The 22,452-nt window shown below is 46.9% G+C and carries 26 protein-coding genes; 10 read left to right on the top strand and 16 right to left on the bottom strand.

What is annotated here, in order from left to right; translation table 11 throughout:
• Positions 1 to 207: 207 nt before the first annotated feature.
• The 6 genes from SYK_RS04345 to lpxC all read left to right on the top strand — a co-directional run bounded on the left by SYK_RS04345 (position 208) and on the right by lpxC (position 5,159).
• Complete coding sequence (locus SYK_RS04345) at positions 208 to 525, top strand: TusE/DsrC/DsvC family sulfur relay protein (RefSeq protein WP_281762379.1); 318 nt, start codon at positions 208 to 210, stop codon at positions 523 to 525.
• Positions 526 to 753: 228 nt separating this feature from the next.
• Positions 754 to 978 (top strand): 50S ribosomal protein L31, encoded by a 225-nt coding sequence (rpmE, locus tag SYK_RS04340; protein WP_281762378.1) that lies wholly within the window; start codon positions 754 to 756, stop codon positions 976 to 978.
• A gap of 207 nt (positions 979 to 1,185) precedes the next feature.
• Entirely contained in the window at positions 1,186 to 2,109 is a 924-nt protein-coding gene (locus SYK_RS04335) for a DUF1385 domain-containing protein (RefSeq protein WP_281763232.1), read from the top strand.
• A 2-nt stretch (positions 2,110 to 2,111) separates the two neighbouring features.
• On the top strand, positions 2,112 to 3,179 hold the full coding sequence (gene prfA, locus SYK_RS04330; RefSeq protein WP_281762377.1) for a peptide chain release factor 1: 1,068 nt from the start codon (positions 2,112 to 2,114) through the stop codon (positions 3,177 to 3,179).
• 19 nt (positions 3,180 to 3,198) lie between these two features.
• Positions 3,199 to 4,056 carry a peptide chain release factor N(5)-glutamine methyltransferase gene (gene prmC / locus SYK_RS04325; RefSeq protein WP_353618277.1) on the top strand — a complete coding sequence of 286 codons (858 nt, stop codon included), beginning with the start codon at positions 3,199 to 3,201 and terminating at the stop codon, positions 4,054 to 4,056.
• 182 nt (positions 4,057 to 4,238) lie between these two features.
• Positions 4,239 to 5,159: a UDP-3-O-acyl-N-acetylglucosamine deacetylase gene (gene lpxC, locus SYK_RS04320; protein WP_281762376.1), complete on the top strand. Its 921-nt coding sequence runs from the start codon at positions 4,239 to 4,241 to the stop codon at positions 5,157 to 5,159.
• Positions 5,160 to 5,306: 147 nt separating this feature from the next.
• Here lpxC and SYK_RS04315 read toward each other — a convergent pair whose 3' ends face one another.
• The 13 genes from SYK_RS04315 to SYK_RS04255 form a co-directional block, all read right to left on the bottom strand.
• Complete coding sequence (locus SYK_RS04315) at positions 5,307 to 6,134, bottom strand: hypothetical protein (RefSeq protein WP_281762375.1); 828 nt, start codon at positions 6,132 to 6,134, stop codon at positions 5,307 to 5,309.
• Between the two features lie 17 nt (positions 6,135 to 6,151).
• Positions 6,152 to 6,559, bottom strand: a complete 408-nt coding sequence (locus SYK_RS04310) for a hypothetical protein (protein WP_281762374.1) — start codon at positions 6,557 to 6,559, stop codon at positions 6,152 to 6,154.
• Positions 6,560 to 6,606: 47 nt separating this feature from the next.
• Positions 6,607 to 6,885, bottom strand: coding sequence for a hypothetical protein (locus SYK_RS04305; RefSeq protein WP_281762373.1), 279 nt, complete (start codon positions 6,883 to 6,885; stop codon positions 6,607 to 6,609).
• Positions 6,886 to 6,939: 54 nt separating this feature from the next.
• Complete coding sequence (locus SYK_RS04300; protein WP_281762372.1) at positions 6,940 to 7,659, bottom strand: flagellar basal body-associated FliL family protein; 720 nt, start codon at positions 7,657 to 7,659, stop codon at positions 6,940 to 6,942.
• Between the two features lie 31 nt (positions 7,660 to 7,690).
• Positions 7,691 to 8,071 carry a chemotaxis response regulator CheY gene (locus SYK_RS04295; protein WP_281762371.1) on the bottom strand — a complete coding sequence of 127 codons (381 nt, stop codon included), beginning with the start codon at positions 8,069 to 8,071 and terminating at the stop codon, positions 7,691 to 7,693.
• A gap of 22 nt (positions 8,072 to 8,093) precedes the next feature.
• Positions 8,094 to 8,879, bottom strand: coding sequence for a FliA/WhiG family RNA polymerase sigma factor (locus SYK_RS04290; RefSeq protein ID WP_281762370.1), 786 nt, complete (start codon positions 8,877 to 8,879; stop codon positions 8,094 to 8,096).
• Positions 8,821 to 9,648 carry a MinD/ParA family protein gene (locus SYK_RS04285; RefSeq protein ID WP_281762369.1) on the bottom strand — a complete coding sequence of 276 codons (828 nt, stop codon included), beginning with the start codon at positions 9,646 to 9,648 and terminating at the stop codon, positions 8,821 to 8,823. Before SYK_RS04285 ends, SYK_RS04290 begins: the two co-directional genes overlap by 59 nt.
• An 18-nt stretch (positions 9,649 to 9,666) precedes the next feature.
• Positions 9,667 to 10,740 (bottom strand): flagellar biosynthesis protein FlhF, encoded by a 1,074-nt coding sequence (locus SYK_RS04280; protein ID WP_281762368.1) that lies wholly within the window; start codon positions 10,738 to 10,740, stop codon positions 9,667 to 9,669.
• A gap of 9 nt (positions 10,741 to 10,749) precedes the next feature.
• Positions 10,750 to 12,849 carry a flagellar biosynthesis protein FlhA gene (flhA, locus tag SYK_RS04275; protein ID WP_281762367.1) on the bottom strand — a complete coding sequence of 700 codons (2,100 nt, stop codon included), beginning with the start codon at positions 12,847 to 12,849 and terminating at the stop codon, positions 10,750 to 10,752.
• A gap of 66 nt (positions 12,850 to 12,915) precedes the next feature.
• Positions 12,916 to 13,983 (bottom strand): flagellar biosynthesis protein FlhB, encoded by a 1,068-nt coding sequence (gene flhB, locus SYK_RS04270; protein ID WP_281762366.1) that lies wholly within the window; start codon positions 13,981 to 13,983, stop codon positions 12,916 to 12,918.
• Between the two features lie 9 nt (positions 13,984 to 13,992).
• Positions 13,993 to 14,781 carry a flagellar biosynthetic protein FliR gene (fliR, locus tag SYK_RS04265; RefSeq protein ID WP_281762365.1) on the bottom strand — a complete coding sequence of 263 codons (789 nt, stop codon included), beginning with the start codon at positions 14,779 to 14,781 and terminating at the stop codon, positions 13,993 to 13,995.
• Between the two features lie 121 nt (positions 14,782 to 14,902).
• The gene (locus tag SYK_RS04260) at positions 14,903 to 15,808 is read right to left on the bottom strand and encodes a M23 family metallopeptidase (RefSeq protein WP_281762364.1); all 906 of its coding nucleotides are present in this window, start codon (positions 15,806 to 15,808) and stop codon (positions 14,903 to 14,905) included.
• Positions 15,809 to 15,872: 64 nt separating this feature from the next.
• A complete protein-coding gene (locus SYK_RS04255; RefSeq protein ID WP_281762363.1) occupies positions 15,873 to 16,622 on the bottom strand; it encodes a tRNA lysidine(34) synthetase in 750 nt (249 codons plus the stop codon).
• Positions 16,623 to 16,788: 166 nt separating this feature from the next.
• Here SYK_RS04255 and SYK_RS04250 point away from each other — a divergent pair, with 166 nt between their 5' ends.
• The 4 genes from SYK_RS04250 to moaC are packed head-to-tail and all read left to right on the top strand — an operon-like array spanning position 16,789 to position 20,013.
• Entirely contained in the window at positions 16,789 to 18,126 is a 1,338-nt protein-coding gene (locus SYK_RS04250; protein ID WP_281762362.1) for a DUF4340 domain-containing protein, read from the top strand.
• A gap of 43 nt (positions 18,127 to 18,169) precedes the next feature.
• The gene (gene rpoZ / locus SYK_RS04245) at positions 18,170 to 18,400 is read left to right on the top strand and encodes a DNA-directed RNA polymerase subunit omega (RefSeq protein ID WP_281762361.1); all 231 of its coding nucleotides are present in this window, start codon (positions 18,170 to 18,172) and stop codon (positions 18,398 to 18,400) included.
• 10 nt (positions 18,401 to 18,410) lie between these two features.
• Positions 18,411 to 19,529, top strand: a complete 1,119-nt coding sequence (dnaJ, locus tag SYK_RS04240; protein WP_281762360.1) for a molecular chaperone DnaJ — start codon at positions 18,411 to 18,413, stop codon at positions 19,527 to 19,529.
• A 4-nt stretch (positions 19,530 to 19,533) separates the two neighbouring features.
• Complete coding sequence (moaC, locus tag SYK_RS04235; RefSeq protein WP_281762359.1) at positions 19,534 to 20,013, top strand: cyclic pyranopterin monophosphate synthase MoaC; 480 nt, start codon at positions 19,534 to 19,536, stop codon at positions 20,011 to 20,013.
• A gap of 76 nt (positions 20,014 to 20,089) precedes the next feature.
• Here the strand turns inward: moaC and hisF are convergent, their stop codons facing one another.
• The 3 genes from hisF to SYK_RS04220 form a co-directional block, all read right to left on the bottom strand.
• Positions 20,090 to 20,869: an imidazole glycerol phosphate synthase subunit HisF gene (gene hisF, locus SYK_RS04230; protein ID WP_281762358.1), complete on the bottom strand. Its 780-nt coding sequence runs from the start codon at positions 20,867 to 20,869 to the stop codon at positions 20,090 to 20,092.
• Positions 20,859 to 21,500, bottom strand: a complete 642-nt coding sequence (gene hisH / locus SYK_RS04225) for an imidazole glycerol phosphate synthase subunit HisH (protein ID WP_281762357.1) — start codon at positions 21,498 to 21,500, stop codon at positions 20,859 to 20,861. Before hisH ends, hisF begins: the two co-directional genes overlap by 11 nt.
• Before the next feature lie 167 nt (positions 21,501 to 21,667).
• The gene (locus SYK_RS04220) at positions 21,668 to 22,438 is read right to left on the bottom strand and encodes a DnaJ domain-containing protein (protein ID WP_281762356.1); all 771 of its coding nucleotides are present in this window, start codon (positions 22,436 to 22,438) and stop codon (positions 21,668 to 21,670) included.
• Positions 22,439 to 22,452 lie beyond the last annotated feature (14 nt).

Here is a 22,452-nt window from a genome sequence, read left to right as displayed (position 1 = left end):
AGATAGGTTAAGGCAGGGCTTTTTTTATTGAGTTGAAATTCGCCTTGTGCTTGACAAAGGATATGCGTGGTCGTAATGTCCCTGCACGGTTTGAGGCCGTGTGTTTTTTTATAATGCATCTAAGCAGCGGATCGCTGTTTAAACGGATATGGTTACCCCGGAATGTTTCGGGGGTACAGCATGAAAAACATCCATTAGGAGGATACAATGGCTTTAGTTGAATTTGAAGGTGCTTCTTTTGAAGTTGATGAAGACGGTTTCCTGCAGAAATTTGAAGACTGGACCCCGCAGTGGGTTGACTACGTAAAAGAGTCCGAAGGTATCAAGGAAATCACCGAAGATCACCAGAAAGTCATCGACTTCCTGCAGGATTACTACAAGAAGAACGGCATCGCTCCGATGGTCCGTATTCTTTCCAAGGTCACTGGCTTCAAGCTGAAGCAGATCTACGAATTGTTCCCGTCCGGACCTGGTAAGGGAGCCTGTAAAATGGCTGGCCTGCCCAAGCCCACCGGCTGCGTTTAGTCCGCACCTGAGCTTGATCATCAAGGCGGACGCTCCGGCGTCCGCCTTTCATTTTTCTCGAGGCTGTTTGACGCAGCTTTATATTATATGGTGTAAGTGCCTCAAGCGTCCTCGAAAGAAATGAAATGCTTTCATTGTCTGGAAAAAGGCTTGATTTTTTACTTGCCAACCGGTGGGGCAGTGCGTATAAGACCGAGTTCCACGCAAAAAGAATGACAGGAGATAGTCATGAAGAACGATATTCATCCCAAGACCTACAAGGCAAAAATTCGTTGCCACTGCGGGTACGAGTCTGAATTGTTGACCACGAAGGGCGAAGAGCTGGAAGTAGAAATCTGCTCTAACTGCCACCCTTTCTACACAGGCAAGCAGCGTTTTGTTGACACCGCTGGCCGCATCGATCGTTTCCGTAAGAAGTACGGCGATCTGAACTCTCTCGCTCAGAAAAAGTAGCTTTTCCCGGCCTTGTGCCGAAAGCATATGCCTTCGTAAGGGTGAACCACCCTGCGAAGGCATATTCTATTGTATGACGGGCTTTACAATCTTCAGGGAATACTTAATTCTGTTGCCTGTGAGATGCGCTGGGATTTTCTGGCGATCTGTCAATACTACCACCCATTAGCGGAGGGTAACTACTTGAATCTGCGAGGACTTTTGACGATGGCCGCTCCTCAGGCCGTTGGCGGCCAGGCCGTGATCGAAGGCGTCATGATGCGCGCTAAGGATAAGCTGGCCATTGCCATTCGTAAATCAGATGGGGAAATCGTCACAGATGTTAGGCCGTGGTTTACTATGGTAAGACATCCCTTGCTTAAGAAGCCCTTTCTTCGTGGTTTTCCAGTGCTTATGGAAACCATGGTTAATGGCATCAAGGCTTTAAATTATTCTGCCATGCAGGCTGCGGACGATGAGGAAGAGGGTGGAGAGTTGACGTCATGGCATCTCGCCATGACGATGGTTATTGCCCTTGGAGCCGCTTTGGGGCTGTTTGTAGTTTTGCCTCATTTTTTGTCTGTGGGAATGGAGTATCTCGGTTGGGCCGGTGATGTGGATTCTTTGAGTTTTCACGCATGGGATGGCCTTATCAAGATGCTCGTTTTTGTTGGTTATATAGTTTCCATTTCTCTTATCCCTGACATTCGTCGGGTTTTTGAATACCACGGTGCAGAGCATAAAGTTATTTGGACTTGGGAAGATGGAAAAGATCTTACCCCTGATTCCACCCGTTTTTATAGTCGTTTGCATCCACGTTGTGGGACTGCTTTTTTGCTTTTTGTTTTGGTCGTTTCCATCTTGTTGTATGCAGTTCTGGTTCCGTATCTGCTTACTTTTTATTCCCCTGAAAATTTTATGGTTAAGCATTTATATATTGTTGGCATGAAACTTTTTCTGATGATTCCGGTCAGTTGTGTGGCCTACGAGATGATTAAGTTCGCCGGTAAGTACAGCAAGAATTCTTTATGCAAGCTTATGTGCTGGCCGGGTCTCATGATGCAGTTGTTGACCACCAAGGAACCTGACGACAGTCAGATCGAAGTGGCTATAGCCGCTTTGCAATGCGCTGTTAATCCCGAGGAGTGCTAATTATGTTTGGCAAGCTTGAAGAGATTGAAGTTAAATACGAAGAATTGGAGCAGGAGCTTGCCCAACCTGATATCTTCAATGACCAAGAACGGTATAAGAAGGTTTCCAAAGCACACGCTGACCTTGGTGATATGGTCATAGTGTTTCGTAAGTACAAAGAATTTTCTCAGGAATTGAAAGATAATCAAGAGCTTTTGCACGATTCAGATTCAGAAATTCAGGAGATGGCCAAGGCCGAAATTTCTGGAATTGAAGGGGAATTGTCTAAGCTCGAAGCACAACTCAAGGTGCTTCTTTTGCCCAAGGATCCCATGGATGAGAAAAATATTATCCTTGAAATTCGGGCAGGTACCGGTGGCGATGAAGCCGCGCTTTTTGCCGCCAATCTTTACCGTATGTACTCCCGCTACGCTGAGGCCAATAAGTGGAAGGTTGAGGAGATGAGCTCCAACTCTACAGGTTCCGGTGGGCTGAAGGAAGTCATTGCTTCCATTTCTGGAGACAAGGTCTACAGCAAGCTTAAGTATGAGTCTGGAACCCATCGCGTACAGCGTGTGCCGGCAACTGAGTCTCAGGGACGTATTCACACTTCCGCAGTGACCGTGGCCATTATGGCTGAGGCCGAGGAGGTTGATGTGAATATACGTAATGAGGACTTGCGTGTCGACGTATTCCGTGCATCTGGTCCCGGTGGTCAGTCCGTTAATACGACTGACTCGGCAATTCGTATTACCCATGTACCGACTGGGTTGGTGGTTATCTGTCAGGATGAAAAGTCTCAACACAAGAACAAGGCCAAGGCCATGAAAGTTCTGCGCTCCAGACTTTTGCAGTTGGAACAGGAAAAGGCCAAAGCCGAAGAAGATGCAACTCGCCGTAGCCAGGTTGGTTCCGGAGACCGTTCCGAACGTATCCGTACGTACAATTATCCTCAGGGACGTGTATCGGATCATCGTATCAACTTGACGTTACACAAGTTGCCGCAAATCATGGAAGGTGAACTCCTGGAGTTGACCGAGGCCTTGATCAGCCATTATCAGGCTGAGGCAATGAAGCGTCAAGGTGATTAATCGTTGGTACGGGGAACCAGTGGTGTCTCCCGCAATTCAGCATATTCTTAAAGAGTGCGAAACCCGTTTGAGCGGGGTCGATTCGCCGCGCCTGAGCGCCGAGGTGCTTGTCGGGTATGTTCTTGGTTGTTCACGCCTTTCGTTGGTCATTGATCGAGAGCGAGAAGTGACTGGTGAGGAATTGGTGGAGATTTATGCGCTTGTCGAAAGACGAGTAGCAGGTGAACCTGTCGCTTATATTTTGGGTGAAAAAGAATTTTACGGTTTAGATTTTCACGTCACATCGGATGTTTTGATACCGAGACCAGAAACTGAGCATATAGTTGAAGAAGTGGAATCTCTTTATCCGAAAGACACGTGTTTTTCTTATGTCGATCTCGGAACTGGTTCTGGAATACTTGCCGTAACGATTGCCTCTCTTTTTCCAAAAGCAGAATGCGTGGCTATAGATCTCAGTTCTGCAGCATTGGCTGTTGCTGAGGGCAATGCCATTCAACATGGCGTTGAAAAACGTATCCGTTTTTGTCAGGCCGATTTTACGCAGGATATCCTTGGTGAAGATGTTTTCGATCTTATCGTATCCAATCCTCCTTATGTTACGCAGGCTGAATTTGATGAGGCGAGCCATGAGGTCACCGAGTTTGAGCCAACCATGGCTCTAGTCAGCGGGATTGACGGTCTCGACCATGTCAGAAAAATGCTTCCCGGAATGCTTGTCGCACTGAAATCCGGTGGTCTTTTTTTTATGGAGATTGGTTGCGGGCAGGGAGAGAGCGTAAAAAAAATAATGCTCGATCTCTTTCCGCAATTCGGACGGGTTAGAGTGCTCAAGGACCTGGCTGGCCATGATCGTATTGTCACTGCTCAAAAGTTATAATCGTAGAAATGCAACAATAATTAAAAATCGTTGTTGTAAAAATACAAATAGTTGCGATAAAGCAACACTCGGTTAAAAAGCTGTATTTTTAATAAATACAATTATTTTATGTATTTATGTACCTGTTTGCCGGTGGCATCATTCTTGCTTTCTTTGATTGTAGGTTAATCACCGGAGGAATAATGTCTCAGACTACTATACATAAATCGGTCCGTTGTACGGGCATCGGACTTCACAGCGGTAAGCAGGTGGAGTTGGTGTTGCGTCCTGCCGCCGAGGATACTGGAATTCTTTTTGCGCTACGCAACGGTTCCGGGTCTACATTCCTGACCCCCGCGCCGTCTTTGGTTGTTGAGACCAGTCTGGCGACCGTGCTGGGTGATGGTCGCGAAACCGTGGCTACTGTCGAGCATCTCATGGCCGCAATTAATGGTATGGGTATCGACAATATTCAAATTGAAGTTTCTGGCCGCGAATTGCCTATCATGGATGGCAGCGCGGCTTCTTTTGTCTATTTACTTAAGCAGGCGGGCGTTCGCACATTGAGCAAGGCCCGTAAGGTCATGGCGATCAAGAAAAATATCGAGTTTGAGCAGGATGGTAAATACATCAAGGCTCGTCCTCATGATGGTTTTCGTATCGACTACATTATCGATTTCGCTCATCCGCTTATCGGCCGTCAACAGATGGAACTTGAAATTACTCCCGATACTTTCGCTAAGGAAGTTGCCAAGGCTCGCACTTTTGGTTTCTTGAAAGAGGTCGATTATCTGCACGCAAATGGTTTGGCCCTTGGGGGCTCACTCGACAACGCCGTGGTGCTTGATGAATATGGCATTCTGAATGCGGAAGGGCTTCGTTTCAAAGATGAATTCGTTCGTCATAAGGTGCTGGATTTTGTTGGTGACATGGCTATTTTTGGTGCACCAATTCGCGGCCATTTTGAAGTGTTCGCTTCTGGTCACGCTTTGAACAATTCTTTCCTGCGTCACTTGGACGAAAACAGGGAACTGTATCTGGAAGAGAAGGTTTTGACTCAGCCTCGGGTTGCCGAGGAAGTGCTTGGTGGCGAAATCTTGGAGCCAGCTACAGCCGTTGCCTAGACTTTGATTTTAAAGAAAATCAAAAAGCCCCGGAGTATTTGCTCCGGGGCTTTTTGATTGCAAAAAGAATAAGTTCAAAAGATTTTTTGTCATCGAGTGCAATGCATTTCTTGGGAAGTACTTTTTTTGAATAACTCGAAATATCCTTCATGCGCGAAACAATAGTTCCGCGATGATTCCCCCGTGTCCACTTTGCGGGAGTTTGGATATTCCTAAATTTTGAAGATTCAAGTTGGTCCCACGATACTTTTTAGTGGATAAAAAATGTATGAGTGCGGGGCTGTGTTGAGGACGTTGCATTTTGAGTTTGTATGCTACTGTTTTTACTTTGTAGAGGAATTCTATGCGAACGAGTCCCATATTGGGGTGATCGAATTCCACTATAGATTCTGTCATGTTAGCTCGTTTGTCCGTTACTTTAACAAGAGTAGCTTGACGGTGGCTTTCTGGAGCTAGCCAAGGTTGGTATGCAATTAAACCACGTTTTGTCTTTATCAAGGAGTTAGAGATGGAACGAGCGCAATGAGCAGCATCCATGTAACAAGCAAATAATTGGGCGTCTGTAGCAAGAAATTTTATGAAATCAGTGCAAGAAAAGGATATTTTAGTCAGACGATGAGTCTTTATTGCTGCTGAAAAATGATTTTCGAAAAGCGTGCGAGTCGTATCAAAAGTACTTGCTAGATTTAAAGCATTTGTTCCACCAGTGTGACTGGCCGTCAGTTCTTTTAGGATGATCTGAGGGCGAAGTTGTTTGATGATAAAAAGAAGGAGACTTCCTTCCGGGTGTGGGGTTGCCAACTGAGCCAACAAACGGTCGCCGTTGAAATCAACCCATGCCATGTTTTCTGGGATGTTTTTGATCAGTTTTCCACGAATTTTTTCGCCGAGGCGGTGCTTGTTGCAAAATGAATCAGATCGACTACCGCCTCCGTTGAAGCCTCCTGTTCCATTGCCATATCCCTTAATACGCATTGATTGCTCTTCATCCGCTAGGATTGGTCAATGATAAGTTCGATTTCTTCCAGGCTTAAGCCTGTCGATTTAGCGAGTTGAACAGGTGATTTGCCAGTCCTGTTCCCTTGGATGATTATTTCTCGCATAAACTGGGGTGATTTGCAGTATTCATTGGCGAGATCGACCAGTTTTTGGAGGGATGCGGCTTTTTTTTCAAGCTCTGTGTTGAGGGCAACCAATTCCTGTTGGCGTTGCTCAAAGGTTGAAACGAGTTCGTTTTCTAATTGAGTATTGAATTGAAGTCGTTTGATAAATTCTTGTTGGTTAGCCTGAAGACCTGATAATAGTGTTTCTGATTTTTTCAGCCGTAAAAAGAACAGAATGACGATGACAAGCAGAACGACTTCGCTGAAGGAAAACAGGATAATGAGCAGATCGGACATGGAGGTATTCCTCTGTGAGAAATTATTTTGAGGTGGGGAATATAGTGTTAAATCTTTACGTTGACAATGTTTCCCGCCCAAGGAGAAGCATTAGAGGATCCATTTTCCGGTGAATCTTCTTCGTCCTTGTCTTTCTTTTTGCGTTCAGATGCCGCTTGTTGCTGCTCATTGTTGCGGCCATCTCTGTCGATTGGATCTGTCTGTGTCTTTTTTTCGACTTGTTGAACAAGTCCTTCCTGTCGTTTCATCTGTTCACGGATGAGTGGACCGAACAATAGCTGTTGGATTTCAGGTTTTGCTTTTTCCGCATGGGCGATTTTCTGCACATACGGCAATTGCGATATCAGAATCGGTAGATCCAGCGGAGTCGGGCTCATGGCTTACCTCACAAGATATTGTTCGAACATCAGTGTCTTGAACTGACCAAATCCCATGTATTGGTTGATGATTGCCAGCAGTTCACTTTTGAGTTTGTCACTATTCTTCTTATCGGATAAAAATTGTAAATCCTTATTCTTTAGATAATAGAACAAAGCGTTTCTGACTGTATAGGTCTCCTGCTTGAATTGCATGGAGAGTCCCTCGTCTTCGGTAGAAACCAACACACGTATTTCAAGAAATCTGATGTTTCCTTCTTGATCCTTTTGTTCAATGAGGAAAGGATCAAGTCGAATGAGAATCTGTGGCGTTTCAACGGCGACAGGTATTTCTTCTTCTGTTTGAATTTCTTCAATTGAAGTTGGAGGAGTGGGAGGAGGTGCGTCAGGTTCACGCAGGAGAAGGATAATGATGACGACAACAAGAACAAGTATGACGCCCAGACTGATGAGAAATAGTTTGTTTTTGAAGAGGGCGGCAAGCCCTGGTTTTGGCTCGCCATCATCTTCCTGAAGGAGAGGAGTTTCCTCCTCTACTGTTGTTATTTCTTCTTCCTCTTCTTCGTCTTCTAAAAAAGGAGCGTCGTCGAGGTCTAGGTCAACTTTTTGCGTGGCCCTGCTTGCCTCGCTATCATCAAGCTGCGCTTTTGGCTGCTCAGAAAGATCGTCCGTCGAAGTAACATTGGTTACGTCTTCGGTATCATTAGGGACAAGCAAGACCATTGTATACGCCTAACCGGCTGTTGCTGGACGTTTAGGCGAAGATTTTGTCGATCTTCTGGCCTAGGGTTTCAGGGGTGAACGGCTTGACGATATAATTGGACACTTTGGCTTGGACTGCTTCGATGATGTTTTCCTGTTGTGCTTCAGCTGTAACCATCAGGAAGGGGATGTCGGCGTATTCTTCACTTGCACGAACTTTGCGCAGCAGTTCAATGCCGGACATGGTAGGCATATTCCAATCAGAAACGATAAAGTCGATGTTGTCTTTATTGAGGACTTCCCATGCGGTTGAACCGTCATCAGCTTCGACCATGTTGGTAAAGCCGATTTGACGCAAAATATTTTTAATGATTTTTCGCATGGTGGAGAAGTCATCGACCACAAGAACGCGCATGTTGGTATCGTAACCCATTCAATAGCTCCTTTCGTGAGTTCTACTCGCATTCATAGCGAGCTCGGAACGTTTTTCTTAATTTTTTCAATGCTTGGGAATGAAGTTGAGAAACTCGGCCTTCGGTTATGTCCATAACCTCAGCGGTCTCCTTCATGTTCAACTCCTCACCATAATATAAAGATATGACCAATTTTTCTCGCGGCGTCAATTCTTCAATGAGATTGGCTACTTTGTCAACAATCTCCTGAAATGCGGCAGACTGGAAAGGCTCATCGTCAGTCATGTTTTTTTGACCCATGAGATTTTCTTGAAAAGAGTCGAGGCTCAGGCATACTTGATTATGTAGAGCCTCAAGCCCTTGGCGTACCTCTTTTTCGGACATGCCCGTATGATTTTGCAGTTGTTCCGCGGTGGCAGGAGCACCTGTTTCATGTTCAATCTGGCGTGTTGCGTCTTCCAGTACTTTTACCTTCTGGCGTAATCCTCTGGAAAACCAGTCCATTCTCCTGAGTTCATCAAGCATGGCCCCTTTGATACGATTCTCTGAATAGGTGTCGAATTTGATGCCAAGTGTGGGATTGAATTTTCCCAGAGCGTCAAGGAGACCGAGGCTGCCCGCGCTGATAAGTTCGTTGAGTTCAACGCTTTGTGGTAACTTGGCTTTGAGTCGTAAGGCAAGAATTCGGATTTTGGGCGCGTAAAAGCGAACGATGTTTTCCCGATCTCTCGGGGAAAAATCGTCCCAAGCTTTGACGCCCTTTTCCAGATCAAGCCACGGATCGTTCTTGGAAGAGGAGTTTTTTCCAGAAGAATTTAATATTGCCATCTGTGTTCGGTGTAACTTTCCAAGCGTTAATCTTCTGCGCCGTTTGTTTTACGGCGACACTAGCCGGAGTTTTTGGAAATTTATGGCAAAACGGTGTTTGAGCGATGACCGAATTGCGAACATTTTGATCATAAGGGATGAAGCCGACCAAATCTAGGGATATCCCGTCAAGAAAGTGGTCGCAGGCCCCCAGAAGTTTGAGGTAAACTTCGTGTGCTGTTTTCTTGTTCTGGACCATGTTGACCACTACGCGAAATCTCTCCACACCGTGGTGGAGTTTGAGAACCTTGATCAGTGCGTATGCATCTGTCAGCGAAGTCGGTTCCGGCGTGATGACGAGTAAACGTTCCTGTACGGCCAGATTGAAATATAGGACATTGTCGTTGATGCCTGCACCTGTGTCTACAATGAGATAATCGACGTTATCTTCGAGCGTATCCATAGCATCCAGCAAGTCCAGTTTTTGCCCCATGTCGAGGCTGACCATGTCGCTAATACCTGAAGATGCTGGAAGAATACGGAATCCGTAAGGTGTGTCAAACAGGATTGTGTCGAGGTTCATGTCTTCATGAAACAGATGAAATAGATTGTGCTCGGGGGCGAGGCCGAGGATGACATCCACGTTCGCCAGGCCGAGGTCTGCATCAAGAAGTACAACATTTTTGCCAGCCTCACTGAGGGAATAGGCAAGATTAACAGACATGTTGGTTTTGCCAACGCCGCCCTTGCCGGAGGTTACTGAGAAAACCAGAGGTAAATTTGTACTCATGGCGTATCTATAACTCCTTTAAGGTTGGATGTCGCCGTTGGGCATGGTGCGCATGAATAAAAGTCTCCATACCATTTCTTCCGAAGCAGCTTTGATGCTGTTTTTTAGGCCGGCACCGTATGAAAGAGCGGAAACCGGCAGCCCGCTGGCGCACGCCATGTTCAATATTGATCCGAATGTACAGGCTTCATCGAGTTTCGTCCAGATAACGCTTGCAAGTTGTTCACTTTTATATTTTTCGGTAAAGCGTTCAAATTGAGCGGTGCTGTAATATGGATTTAAGACAAGATGCATGGACATATCGGGGCAGTTTTGCATGCCGTAGAGGTGAACCCATTCTTCAAGTGTTGTCTTGCCCGGGAGACCTGGTAGGTCGACAAATATCATGTCGAACTGTCCGGATTCCTTTTGCAAAAGTGCGAAGTCATCACGAGTGATGATTTCACGGAAGGCGAGACCGCTAAGTTCAGCGTAATGTTTAAGGACAAGCCGTCCTTTACCGCGTCCGCCATCAGCGGTTGCTAGGCATATACGAGTGTTAGGTTTTTCTTTTTTGATTTTGAGAGCCAACCGAACAAGGCTGGTTGTTTTTCCGGCGCCGCCAGGGCCTGTGAACGCCTGAAATTTGTTGGCCCAGTTCATTGGTTCAAAGGGAGTTGCTTTGAGCAATGGATCCAAAGCAGTCATGATGGAACGACTAGGGTCGTCCCGAAGATTACAGTAAATACGGGCTAGGACCTTCTCGTTGACATCTTCTCTTTCAAGATATTCCATGGCCATTTTTTGCTTGGGAGAAAGGCGACTCAAATCTATTTGTGGCTTCATCAAGGCCATTATTTGGCCTTTAATTTGGCTCCATTCTCGCTGCCAACCGACAGTGTCCTGCAAGGCGTCGTCGACCACGCTATCTCTGGTGACCTGTCTTGGGGGGGCCACAGGGGAGTGTTCAACAGCAGCTACTATTTCGCAGCATTTACATCCGTTATCCGTAATTGTTTTATTGGAAAGGATAACTGCGTCTTTACCTAGATCGGCTTTGACCTTGGCGAATGCGGCTGTCGAATTGGCGGCCTTGAATGTCTTCATTCTCATAATGCGTTCCTAAATTTCAACGGTTGCGGCTGACTGAATTTTGACATCTGCGGGGATTTCGGCCTGAGAGATGACGGGAAGGGTCGGTATGAACCTGGTCAACAATTGGGCGAGTTGCGCTCTGAGCTGCGGGGTGACCAGCAGAATGGGCTGGCCATCGGCAACCATGGCGTCTTCCGTTGATTGGTTGATGGACTGAATGAGCTGTTGAGCCACACCCGGTTCCAGGGCCAGATAGCCACCTTGTTCTGCTGGACGCATTGCATTGCTCAGTATTTCATCGATCTGTGGGCTCATGGTGATGATAGGCAATACTCCTTCTTCTCCCATATAAGGTTTGACGATGGTACGGCCCATTTTGGCGCGAACATATTCGGTCAACTGAACAGGGTCTTGTGTCGCTGCACCATAGTCGGCGAGAGTTTCCACGATAGTGAGTAGGTCGCGAATGGAAACGTTTTCTTGAACGAGAGCCTGAAGGACTTTTTGGACGCCACCGATACTGAGTACGGCAGGCACTAGACTTTCAACTGCCTTGGGGGCTCGTTTGGACAGGTTGTCCAAGAGTTCCTGTGTTTCTTGACGTCCCAGGAATTCGTGCAGGTTCCGTCTGAAAACTTCCGTCAAATGGGTGGCGATAACTGTGGACGGATCGACCACGGTGTAGCCTGCGAGCATAGCCTCTTCCTTCTGGGCTTCTGGAATCCAGACTGCCGGAAGATTAAAAGCAGGCTCAACGGTTTCGACACCTTCAATACGTTGTTTGACATCACCTGGGTCCATGGCAAGGTAATGGTCTATGAGCAACTCGGCGCTGGCAACGGGGTTGCCTTTGATGAGTACGCGGTATTCGCCGGGCTTGAGTTGTAAGTTGTCGCGTAAGTGCAGGGAAGGAACGACCACCCCCATATCAAGAGCGAATTGCCGACGGATTGAGCGGATGCGTGAAAGCAGATTCCCATTTTGTTCTTCGTCCACCAAAGGAATAAGGCCATAACCAACTTCCAATTCCAATTGGTCGAGGGGGAGGAGTGCCTGAACTTCTTCAGGAGTATCCAACGTCGGCATGTCTTTGGGAGCAAGGTCTTCCGTATCACCGATGATTTCGCTTTGCTGTTTGGCAGAGAGATGACCAATTGTATACGTGATGACTGCTAGCGTAAGGAAAGGAATTGTCGGCATGCCTGGGACGATGCCAAATATGACCAGAATGCCTGATACCAGTTTGAGTGCCCGGTGATGGAAGGACAACTGGCCGATGAATTCTTCACCCATCTTGGCTTCTGCTGCTGCGCGAGAAACGATAATACCGGCTGAGGTGGAAATAATCAGGGAAGGGATTGTGGCAACAAGGCCATCACCAATAGTCAGGAGGGTGTATGTTTGGGCTGCGTCCATCCATGGCATGTCTTTTTGGATAACACCGATGAGAAAGCCGCCGATGATGTTAATGACAGTAATCATAAGGCCTGCCTTAACATCTCCAGAAACGAATTTTCCTGCACCATCCATGGCTCCGTAGAAGTCTGCCTCACGGCGCATGTGGTCGCGTCGTTCTGTGGCTTCTTCTTCGTCGATGAGGCCGGCGTTCAAGTCTGCTTCAACGGCCATTTGTTTACCGGGCATAGCATCAAGGGTGAAGCGGGCAGCTACTTCAGCGATACGGGTAGTACCTGTGACGATGACTGTTTTGTTTAGGATGAACAAGATCATGAAAATGACGATTCCGATGACGTAATTACCACCGACGACAAATTCTCCAAAACTTTGGATAACCGATCCGGCGGCTGACGTTCCTTCGTCACCGTGCAGAAGAATGGCGCGGGTTGTCGCAACGTTAAGTGCCAATCTAAGCAGGGTTGTTACCAAAAGCAGGGAAGGGAATATAGAAAATTCAAGTGGGGATGTCATAAACATTGAGGTGACCAAGATAACCAATCCCAGAGAAATGGACACTGTGAGCATGAAATCAATGAACGGAGTCGGTAGGGGGATGAGCATCACAAAGAGGATGGTCACGACTCCGCCGGCCAGAAGCAAATCACCTTGTTTTGAGAATTTCGAATAGTCGATTTTTGGAATCGCTGATTTTTTGGAAGGCTGAGCCATGTTTTTGACACCTCTTGAATGGTTTTCCCTTAGGGGTCAGAGGTGCTGTTCGCCTTATGTAAGTGCCTAACGATTCTTGAATTTTTCTAGCTTTGCCAGAATCGCAGCCACGGCTTGAAACAGTTCCTCCGGGATGGTCTCCCCGATCTCCACCTGTTTATACAAAGCCTGTGCCAAGGGAACGTTTTGTTGGATAGGTATGTTGTTTTCCCGTGCAACTTCTTTGATTCGTTCAGCAACCTTGTTGACACCTTTGGCCAAAACAAGAGGGGCAGGAGCGACCATGGCATCGTATTGCAAGGCAACGGCATAGTGTGTGGGGTTGGTAATGACGACGTCCGCTTTGGGGATGTCTTGGAACATTCTTGAGGCCATCATTTCCATCATTTTGTTACGTTGCTGCATTTTGACTTTTGGGTCGCCTTCCGCCTGTTTCCTTTCGTCTTTGACTTCTTCTTTGGACATCTTGATTTGTTCTTCGTAATTCCAACGCTGATACCAGAGGTCGATAATAGCGATTATAAGCATTGGGACGAGAGCATAACAGGTCATTTTGTATGCGGCTGACAGGATGAAAACTATGACACCATAAGTACTTGCATGGAAAAGTGGTAGGAGATTGGGGAGTTCCTGTTTGATGACAATGTAAGGCGCGATGCCAACGGCTAAAGCTTGAAGTATGCTTTTTGCCAGATTAATGAATGTTTCCGGGCTGAGTAGTATCTTTTTGATGCCGCCGATAATGTTGAAAATCTTGGCAAATTTCGGTTTGAGAGGTGTCATTGTCCACAGGGAACCTACTTGCAACCGTCCGGTGAGCCAAGCCACGAAGGCAATGAATAATATAAATGGCATGACCAGAATGGCCATCTTGTGCACACCCCAAGTAAACAAGGTGTATGCGACATTTTGGTCGACTTCCAAAAGGATGGCTTCAGTGAATGTCCATCGGTATATTTCGATAAATTCTTCATGGTAATAGTTAATCATGACACGCATGGCTATTACACCTGCAAGCAGGACCATGACTTTGCTGATTTCTTGCCCTTTGGCGACATTGCCTTCATTGCGTTGTTTGTTTCGTCGCTTTGTTGAAGCTTTTTCTGTTTTACTCGGATCTTCTTGGCCTATCATGTTGTCCCCCTATTGGGTGTCGACCAATCCGTATTTCATGATGGTTTCGTTCATGTAGTTGAGCGTATGGAGGAAGTCTCCTACATATGTAGACATCAGAGTTAAAATGAAGCCGAGAAAGAAAAAACCAACAGTGATTTTAATGGGGAAGCCGAGAATGAGCACATGCATTTGCGGAGCGACTCTGGAGATAAGAGCCAGCGCGAGGTCAACCAGAAAAAGAGAGGCCATAATAGGTGCTGCGATCTTGATCGCCAAGGTGAACATAAGGTTTGAAAATTGGAAAATATCGGTGGCCAGATGGTTGTTGAGTAGGAGGCCACCGGGTGGAATGTGTTCAAAACTCATACCGACTGCCTGAAGCAGGTAGAGGTGTCCGTTAAGGACGAGAAATGTCAGCATGGTTGTCATATAAAGAAAATGGGCGGTGACTGCGTTGCTGGTGCCTGTAATAGGGTCTACAACGTTAACCATGGCAAAACCCATCTGGAAGCCGATGATTTGACCACCGAGTTGAACCGCAGCGAACAAAAAATTGACGACCAACCCAAGGATGAGTCCGAGCACCAGTTCCCCAATAAACATGATGACGATATTCCAACCTGTGGGCATCAATGTCCCGGGGAAAGATAGTTGTGGCCAAACTGCCATGGACAGCACAAGAACGAGGGCTGCCTTGACTGTTTTTGGGGTAGAATTTCCGCCGAAAAAAGGCATAAGGAAAAGGACCACGCTTATTCGGAAAAGCGTCAGAAAAAAGCTGAGCATGTCGCTCGGGTTAAATCCGAAAATATCCATATGTCAGCTCATTGCAAAACCTGAACCAGCCGGAGTCTGGCAGGAAGCGGTTATCAAAAGATAGGCCCTTTTGGAAAATTGAATTCCAAAAGGGCCTGATGAATTCACAAGACAGTGACCGCTAGTTGAGAATGTACCGTTTCGGATTAACCGGAACGCCATTCAGGCGGACTTCATAATGGAGGTGAGGGCCTGTGCTTCGTCCTGTGGAACCGACATAGCCGATTAACTCGCCTCTTGTGACTTCCTGACCGCTTTTAACCGCGATGCGATACATATGTGCATAACGCGTAGTCAGGCTGGAATTGTGTTTTAATTGGACACTCAGTCCGTAGGAACTGTCTCGACCTGAGAAGATGATGTCCCCGCGGGCTGGAGCGTAAATGGGGGTGCCTCGAGGTGCTGAGATATCGATACCCTTGTGGAATTCTCGTTTTCCGGTGAAAGGCGATGTGCGCCATGCAAAACCGGAAGTAACCCAGCCGGAAGTCGGCCAGATGGACGGGGTTGCTTCGAGTATATTCTTGTTGCTGCGCAGGGTGTGCATAATTTCCTGCTGCCGCACTTCCTCGAGCCGTGCCTCAATATTTAACTGGCGCAGGAATTCATGCATTTTGCGGGCTAGAAGTTCCTGGCGATAAAGTGGAAGATACCCTTTGGAAAAGTTTTCGTTGGTTGATCCACCCTTAGGTGCCGCAGCCTGGCCTTCGCCTTGATCAAGGTTGATCATAACACGCAATTTGGAATCGAAGTCGCGAATACGCCCCAGATTCTTTTGCAGCGTGGATATTTTTTGTGAAAGACTTAACAGTTGGGTCTTTTGTTCTTGAACTGTTTTTTCAGCTATGTTTAGGCCCTGTTCAACCCGTGAATGTTGTGCATACTTCTTCCATAAAATAACATTCCCGGTGGCCATGCCGACCATCAGGAAGAAAAGAGTAGCGATAAGCCAGCCTCGAAGCTGGAATTTTTTGCAGGAACCCTGTTTGTCTTTAAAGACAACTATATGATATTTTCTGAAAAGCATTTCCTTTCCAGTGAGTTATAAGTATTTTTTTTAAGCCAGAATGTAGCTTCCGAATGTAGTTAGTCTAGACTTTTTTACTTGTCAAGTCAACCTGTTGGCGAGTTATAGCATTGAAGACATTGTTTTTAATTCGTTTATCGGTTTGCCACATGGTGCGTAGCCAGTCATGGATTTCATCTCGTTTAGTCGCACCGTTAGAGGGGCAAATATTTTTCCAAATAGGAAGTTCCCACTGTTTTGCCGCTTTAATAACTGTCTTTTTTTCGAGAAGCATGGTCGGCCTAATGACTTGTAGGTTACCGTCAAAAAAAGGTTCATTGGCTGAAAGTCCGGCGACTCGTCCGTTTTGAACAATATTCATAAAAAAAGTGACGACATTATCGTCGGCATTGTGGCCAAAGGCCAAGTGGCTGAGGTTGTAGTCGCGACACAGTTCAAAAAGTCTTTTTCTGCGATGCATACTACAATAGAAGCAGGGGGAGTTCTTTCGGTTTTCATCTGTATGGGCACGGGGGCCAAAATCGGTTAGTTCGATGTGTGCAGGGATGCCGTTTTGAGCACACCAGTCAACAAGCGGTGTGTGTGATTCCGGCTCGAAACCGGGGTTTATGTGAAGAACCATCAGTTCAACGGGAAAGGGCATGATCGCTTGGCGAATCATCATGACTTTGAGCATGAGGAAACTGTCAACCCCGCCAGATATGGCAAGGCCTATTCGTGATCCATGCGAGACCATTTCGGTCTTTTGCATGAGTTTTCCTGTGGCTGAAACACAATTTTTTTGTGCAAAGGTGAGTTTGCCCCATGAGGCCATCTGTTCTTCTCCTGCCGGTTTTGTTATGAAGGGCGGACCAAGTTAGCCAGATAGAGTATTCTTCCTTGACTTGCAAGTGCTCCTGGGGCAATTTAACTAGCTTTCCGACCGAATGTGGTGGCGGTGCGGTTTTTTCCCTTATCGATAGCGGGTTCCTCATGGAGGGATGCCTGATTTGAAACGATACGTGTATTTCGCAGCCATGGTGCTTGTGGTCGGTTTGGCCGGAGGTGCTTATTGGTATAATTCTTATGGAAATACCAGTCAGGTTGTTTCCAGATGGTTGTCTCGATCACTCGACCAAGTCGAGTCAATTCATGTGCAGATTCCAGAGGGTTCATATACCTTGGTTTCTGTGGGGGCCGGATGGGAAATTCATGTGCCGGGGGCATCCTGGAATATCAAGGCTCGTGCATTGACCGGGCGAGTCTTGTCGTATGAGTCCTTGCTTGTTGATTTGACTCCACGGCGGTCCATTGGTGGCTTTGATCGAGGTGGTCCCGAAGAATTCGGTTTGGAAGAGCCTGAATTTAAGGTGATCCTGACCTTTGGTAAAAAAGGCGGTGAACCGCTGACGCTTCGACTTACTTCCTGTGAATCTGGGACTGTTTACGGTTGGAATTCGGAAAATCCGGCATTGGTGTATGAATTCGACAAGCAGTCGTTTGATGAACTGATACAACCGGCAGAGACTTTTTTTGATACACGGGTCTTTTCTTTTAATGAAGATGAAATTCATAGGGTTCAATTGGTTCAGCCTTTTGGGTCCAGTTGGCTGGTTGATCTGTCCGCGCAAGGATATACGTTTAATTTGCCGGGGTATCTTAAGGGAAAAAGTGCCTCGGATTCGAAGATTAATCTGTATATCCACGCCTTGGCCTTATTGCGGGCTGGGAAACTGGTGCTTGATCCTGTCGTGACTGAACAGCGAATGGCTGCGTTGACTATTAGGCTTTGGAGTAAACGGAATGAGATACCCCATTCCGTGGAATTTTTTACTTTTAAGGATGACCCCAAGCGGTATATTGGCAAATCATCCTGGCTGACAGTGCCTTTTCTGCTTGACGTGGAAAGTGTCAGTCAATTGGTTCGTAGCGCTTTTGATGTTCAGGGACGAAATATCTTTACTCTGGAGATTGGTGACGTAGCCAGTTTTGTTATTGAGCACGGCCGTAATCGTTATGTGCTTGAACGGAGTGATACAGGGTGGCGTGTACACGGGGAAGAAAAAGATATTCCCGGCATTGACATGTCGCTATGGAGATTTACTGAATTACAGTTCGAAGCGTTGCCACTCAATAATTTGGCAACTTCGGCTGTAAAGCTCATGCAGTGTCAGCTTTTGGATGATGACGGGCAACTGTTGAAGGCTATGACCTTCTATGCTGATCCGAAGTTGCCTCAGGGGCAGTGCTGGATGAAGAATGGAGACGGGATGTATTATCCGGTTTCCAGTCGGTTGTTGAAAGATTTGCAGGGCATGTTCCCGGCCGGTAAGATTTAATATATCGATGAATTATCGCTTCGTAACGAAGAAGGAGAATATCATGGCTCGTATTACTGTTGAAGATTGTCTGGCAAGAGTGAGTAATCGTTTTCTTATTACACAGATGGGAATTAAAAGGGTCAAGCAGTACCGTGAAGGGTACGAACCTTTGGTGACATCCAGTAATAAGGAAATCGTCAGCTCTTTGCGTGAAATCGCAGCGGGCAAGGTCGTTCCCGACCGTCCGATTCCCGAAGCCAATCTTGATTCTGAACTTCCTGAGGATGCCTAAGTAACTCATCATGTCCAAACGCGATTATTATGAAGTGTTGGGAGTGGATACGTCTGCATCTCAGGACGAAATCAAGTCGGCATATCGAAAAAAGGCATTCAAGTATCATCCAGACCGGAATCAGGATGACCCTGAAGCTGAATCCAAGTTTAAGGAAGCAGCTGAAGCATATGAGATTCTCGGCAACGATGATAAGCGGCAAGCCTATGACCGTTTTGGTCACGAAGGTGTAAACGGGAACGGTTTTTCCGGTTTTTCCAGTAATGAAGATATATTTGGAGCATTCAGCGATATTTTCGGTGAAGTTTTCGGTTTTTCTTCTGCTGGTCGAGGCGGTGGCAATCGTCCTCGTGCCGGGTCCGATCTTCGGTATAATTTGGAGATTTCTTTCCGTGAAGCGGCGAAGGGAGCTGAAGTTGATATTCAGATTCCAGTTGAAGTCCTTTGCGAGGAGTGTGATGGGTCCGGTGCAGCACCAGGGTCTACGGCGGAAACGTGTCCTCAGTGTGGTGGCTCCGGTTCTATGCAGCAGTCACAGGGTTTTTTCCGTATTTCCGTGACATGTCCTCATTGTCAGGGGGCAGGCCAGATTATTACTGATCCTTGTGATGAATGTCTGGGCCGAGGTTCGGTCATTAAGGACAAGGACCTCAAGGTCAGAATCCCGGCTGGAGTGGATAACAACTCCAGACTTCGTCTTCGTGGCGAAGGTGAGGCTGGCATGTTTGGTGGTCCCCCAGGTGATTTGTACGTCGTGATTCGAGTAACCTCGGACGACGTATTCGAACGTCAGGGACAAAATCTGATTATCAGTCGTGAAATTTCCATGGTCGAGGCTGCACTCGGTCATCGTATGGAAGTACCTACATTGGATGATCCGGTTAATCTGGATATTCCGAGTGGAACACAGAGCGGAGAAGTTTTCCGTCTTCGTGGTCTCGGCATGCCTCATTTGGGGAGTACGCACAATGGTGATCTTTTGGTGGAAATCAAGGTTAAGACTCCGACTCGACTCAATGCTCAACAGGAAGAACTGTTGAAAGAGTTTGCTGAGATTGAGGCGAGTAAATTGTCCACCAAGGCCAAGGGCTTTTTCAAGAAGGCCAAAGAAAAAGTAATGGGAGATTAGTCACATGGTTGACGGTTTTTCGCATATGGATGATGACGGTAACGCTCGCATGGTTGATGTGTCGGAGAAGAAAGACACTCAACGGACAGCGATTGTTCGGGGTATAGTCCGCTTGGCTCCCGAGACATTGCGTTTGCTCAAGCAGAACGCATTGCCTAAGGGCGATGTGTTAACTACCGCTAAAATAGCGGGCATTCAGGCCGCAAAGCGGACCGCCGATCTGATTCCCATGTGTCATCCGATGCCTATCAGCTATGTGGACATCCGATTCACTGTTTTGGACGATGAAAATGCCATTGAGCTAGAGTGTGAAGTGCGGACAACATACAAGACCGGTATTGAGATGGAAGCCTTGATTGGCGTTCAGGTTGCTGCTGCCACTATCTATGACATGTGCAAGGCTGTACAGAAAGATGTCGTCATTGATGCCTGCCGGTTGGTCTTCAAGTCAGGTGGCAAGAGTGGAATCTTCCGGGCTGAGTAGTTACAAATTAAATGAATGTAAAAAAAGCCGTTCTCCATATGGAGGGCGGCTTTTATATTGGTCGGTGCAGTATGATTTACCAGACAGCGCGAGTTTGTACTCCGGCGTTAGCCATCTGTTTTTTTAATTCGGGAATAGTGTATTCGCCGTAATGCACGATTGAGGCGATGAGCGCGGCTGTCGCTTTGCCAGTGGTGACAGCGTCAACCATATGTTGTGGGTTGCCGGCTCCACCGGAAGCGATAACCGGAATGGTTACGGATTCAGCGATAATCCGGGTTAGTTCCAGATCGTATCCTTTCTTGACACCATCTGCGTCGATAGAGTTGAGGCAGATTTCACCAGCACCTAAAGCCTCGCCGGTTTTGGCCCATTCAACGGCATCAAGGCCCATGAATTTGCGGCCTCCGTGAATAACGATTTCAAAACCGGAAGGAATTTTTTCAGATTTTTCCACGCGTTTTACATCCATGCCGAGCACCACGCATTGGGAACCAAAGCGGGCAGCACCTTCACTGATAATATCTGGGTTTTTGACAGCCCCGGAATTGACGGAGACCTTTTCTGCGCCCGCAACGAGTACGTCGCGCATGTCATCAACTGTATTGATCCCACCGCCGACAGAAAAGGGGATGAATATTTGAGAGGCTACTTTTTCAACCACGTCGAGGAAAATACCGCGAGCTTCATGGGAGGCGGTGATGTCGTAAAAGACAATTTCATCCGCGCCTTCTTCATAATATTTCTTGGCGGTTTCAACGGGGTCGCCGATATCCACATTGTCTTTGAATTTGATGCCCTTGGTCAGTCTGCCGTTGCGGACATCGAGACAGGGAATGACACGCTTACTGAGCATTGGCGGCCTCCTGACAGTAGTTGTAGAAATTTTGTAACATTTTTAAGCCTGGCCGTCCTGATTTTTCAGGATGGAATTGGACAGCCCAGAGTCCTTGGCGTCCATGCACGGAGCAGAAATCGATGCCATATCGGGTGTTGCCGATGACGAACTCATCTTGAGGGTGCGGGAAGTAGCTATGGACAAAATAAAAATCCGCATCAGGGTCAATACCTGCAAAGAGTTCACATTCCTTGACCAGTTCGATTTGGTTCCAGCCCATGTGAGGCACGCGGATTGTGGTGTCTTCATAATCAACCCAAGAAGGGTTGAACAGGCGGCATTCGCCTGGGATTACTTCCAGCGCTTTGGTATCGTTTTCCTCGGAGTAATCCAATAAAATTTGGCAACCAACGCATATGCCGAGTACCGGTTTTTTTTGCCAAATGAGTCCTTTTATGACTTCATCAAGGCCACCAGAATGGAGTTCCTCCATGGCTTGACCTGCTGCCCCGACTCCGGGGAAAATAATACCTGAAGCTTTGTTGAGCTTTTCAGCATCATTGGTAATTTCATTTGGAATGCCCAGATGGTCAAGTGCCCGACGGACACTGGTCTGGTTTCCAGCTTTGTAGTCAAATATGGCGAGCATCTGTCCCTCCGAATTATGTACTCTTACCTTACAGCGACTAGTAAAAAACCGGGGGGAAAACAAGGAGTTTTTTGAAATTTACAAAGATGTTAATCCGATTTAGCCAATTTCGGGACAATCTCCCAAGCGAGGAGAAAATTGTGAACGATATTTAACGATTGATCGGGTTATTTCCCTAAAATTCGTAAAAGAAGATCTCCGGTAATGGGGCCAAGCTTTCGTCCCAGTCCTTTGAGACGGATGGGACGGCCTACGACGAAGTCTCGGGGTAGGGTAACTTCGATTGTTTTTGGACCTTTGGAGAATTTTTGTTCTACCGTAATACGTATTTTACGACCAGGCATAAGATGGTGAGCCGGGAAGTGGACGGTTTGTTCATGGTCCATCTGGCTCTTGAACCAGCCCTTGATGCCTTTGGAGAAGTCAAGGTTGAGTGTGCGTTCGCCCCAATGGAGTTGGAGTTTGCGCTTTTTGAGTTCTAGTGGGCCTTGATATCCTGGCTGTTCCTTGCGGATTTGACTGTAAATATCTTCGAAGACTTTTTTTGCAAAAGGGTCGCCAAGGATGGTTTTGAGGACTTCTTCTTCCTTGTAATAATACTTCTGGGTTCTTGCGCGTGTGGATCTGGCTCGTTTGGGTCTTCCGGGTGAAGCCTTCTTTTGCTGTCGCGCATACGCTTTGGCGCCTTGTTTGCGACTGGCCTTTGGTTCTTCCGTTTCAGTTTGTCCGGAACCATTGCGTGAAGAGCCATTCGTTTCCAGCAGGCCTTTGGCCGTAACGTAGGCTTCGTTGATTTCACGGAATTTCTTACCCGCATTCGGACCGGAATTTAGATCTGGATGGTATTTAAATGCGAGTTTGCGAAAAGCGGTTTTGATTTCGCCCAGGGATGCGTTTGCGTCGAGCTGGAGCACTGTGAGACATTCCTGGAGATTCATGGGGTAACCCTTTT

This window comes from Pseudodesulfovibrio nedwellii (assembly GCF_027923765.1).
GTDB lineage: Bacteria > Desulfobacterota > Desulfovibrionia > Desulfovibrionales > Desulfovibrionaceae > Pseudodesulfovibrio > Pseudodesulfovibrio nedwellii.
This window is presented reverse-complemented; position numbering and strand designations above follow the sequence as displayed.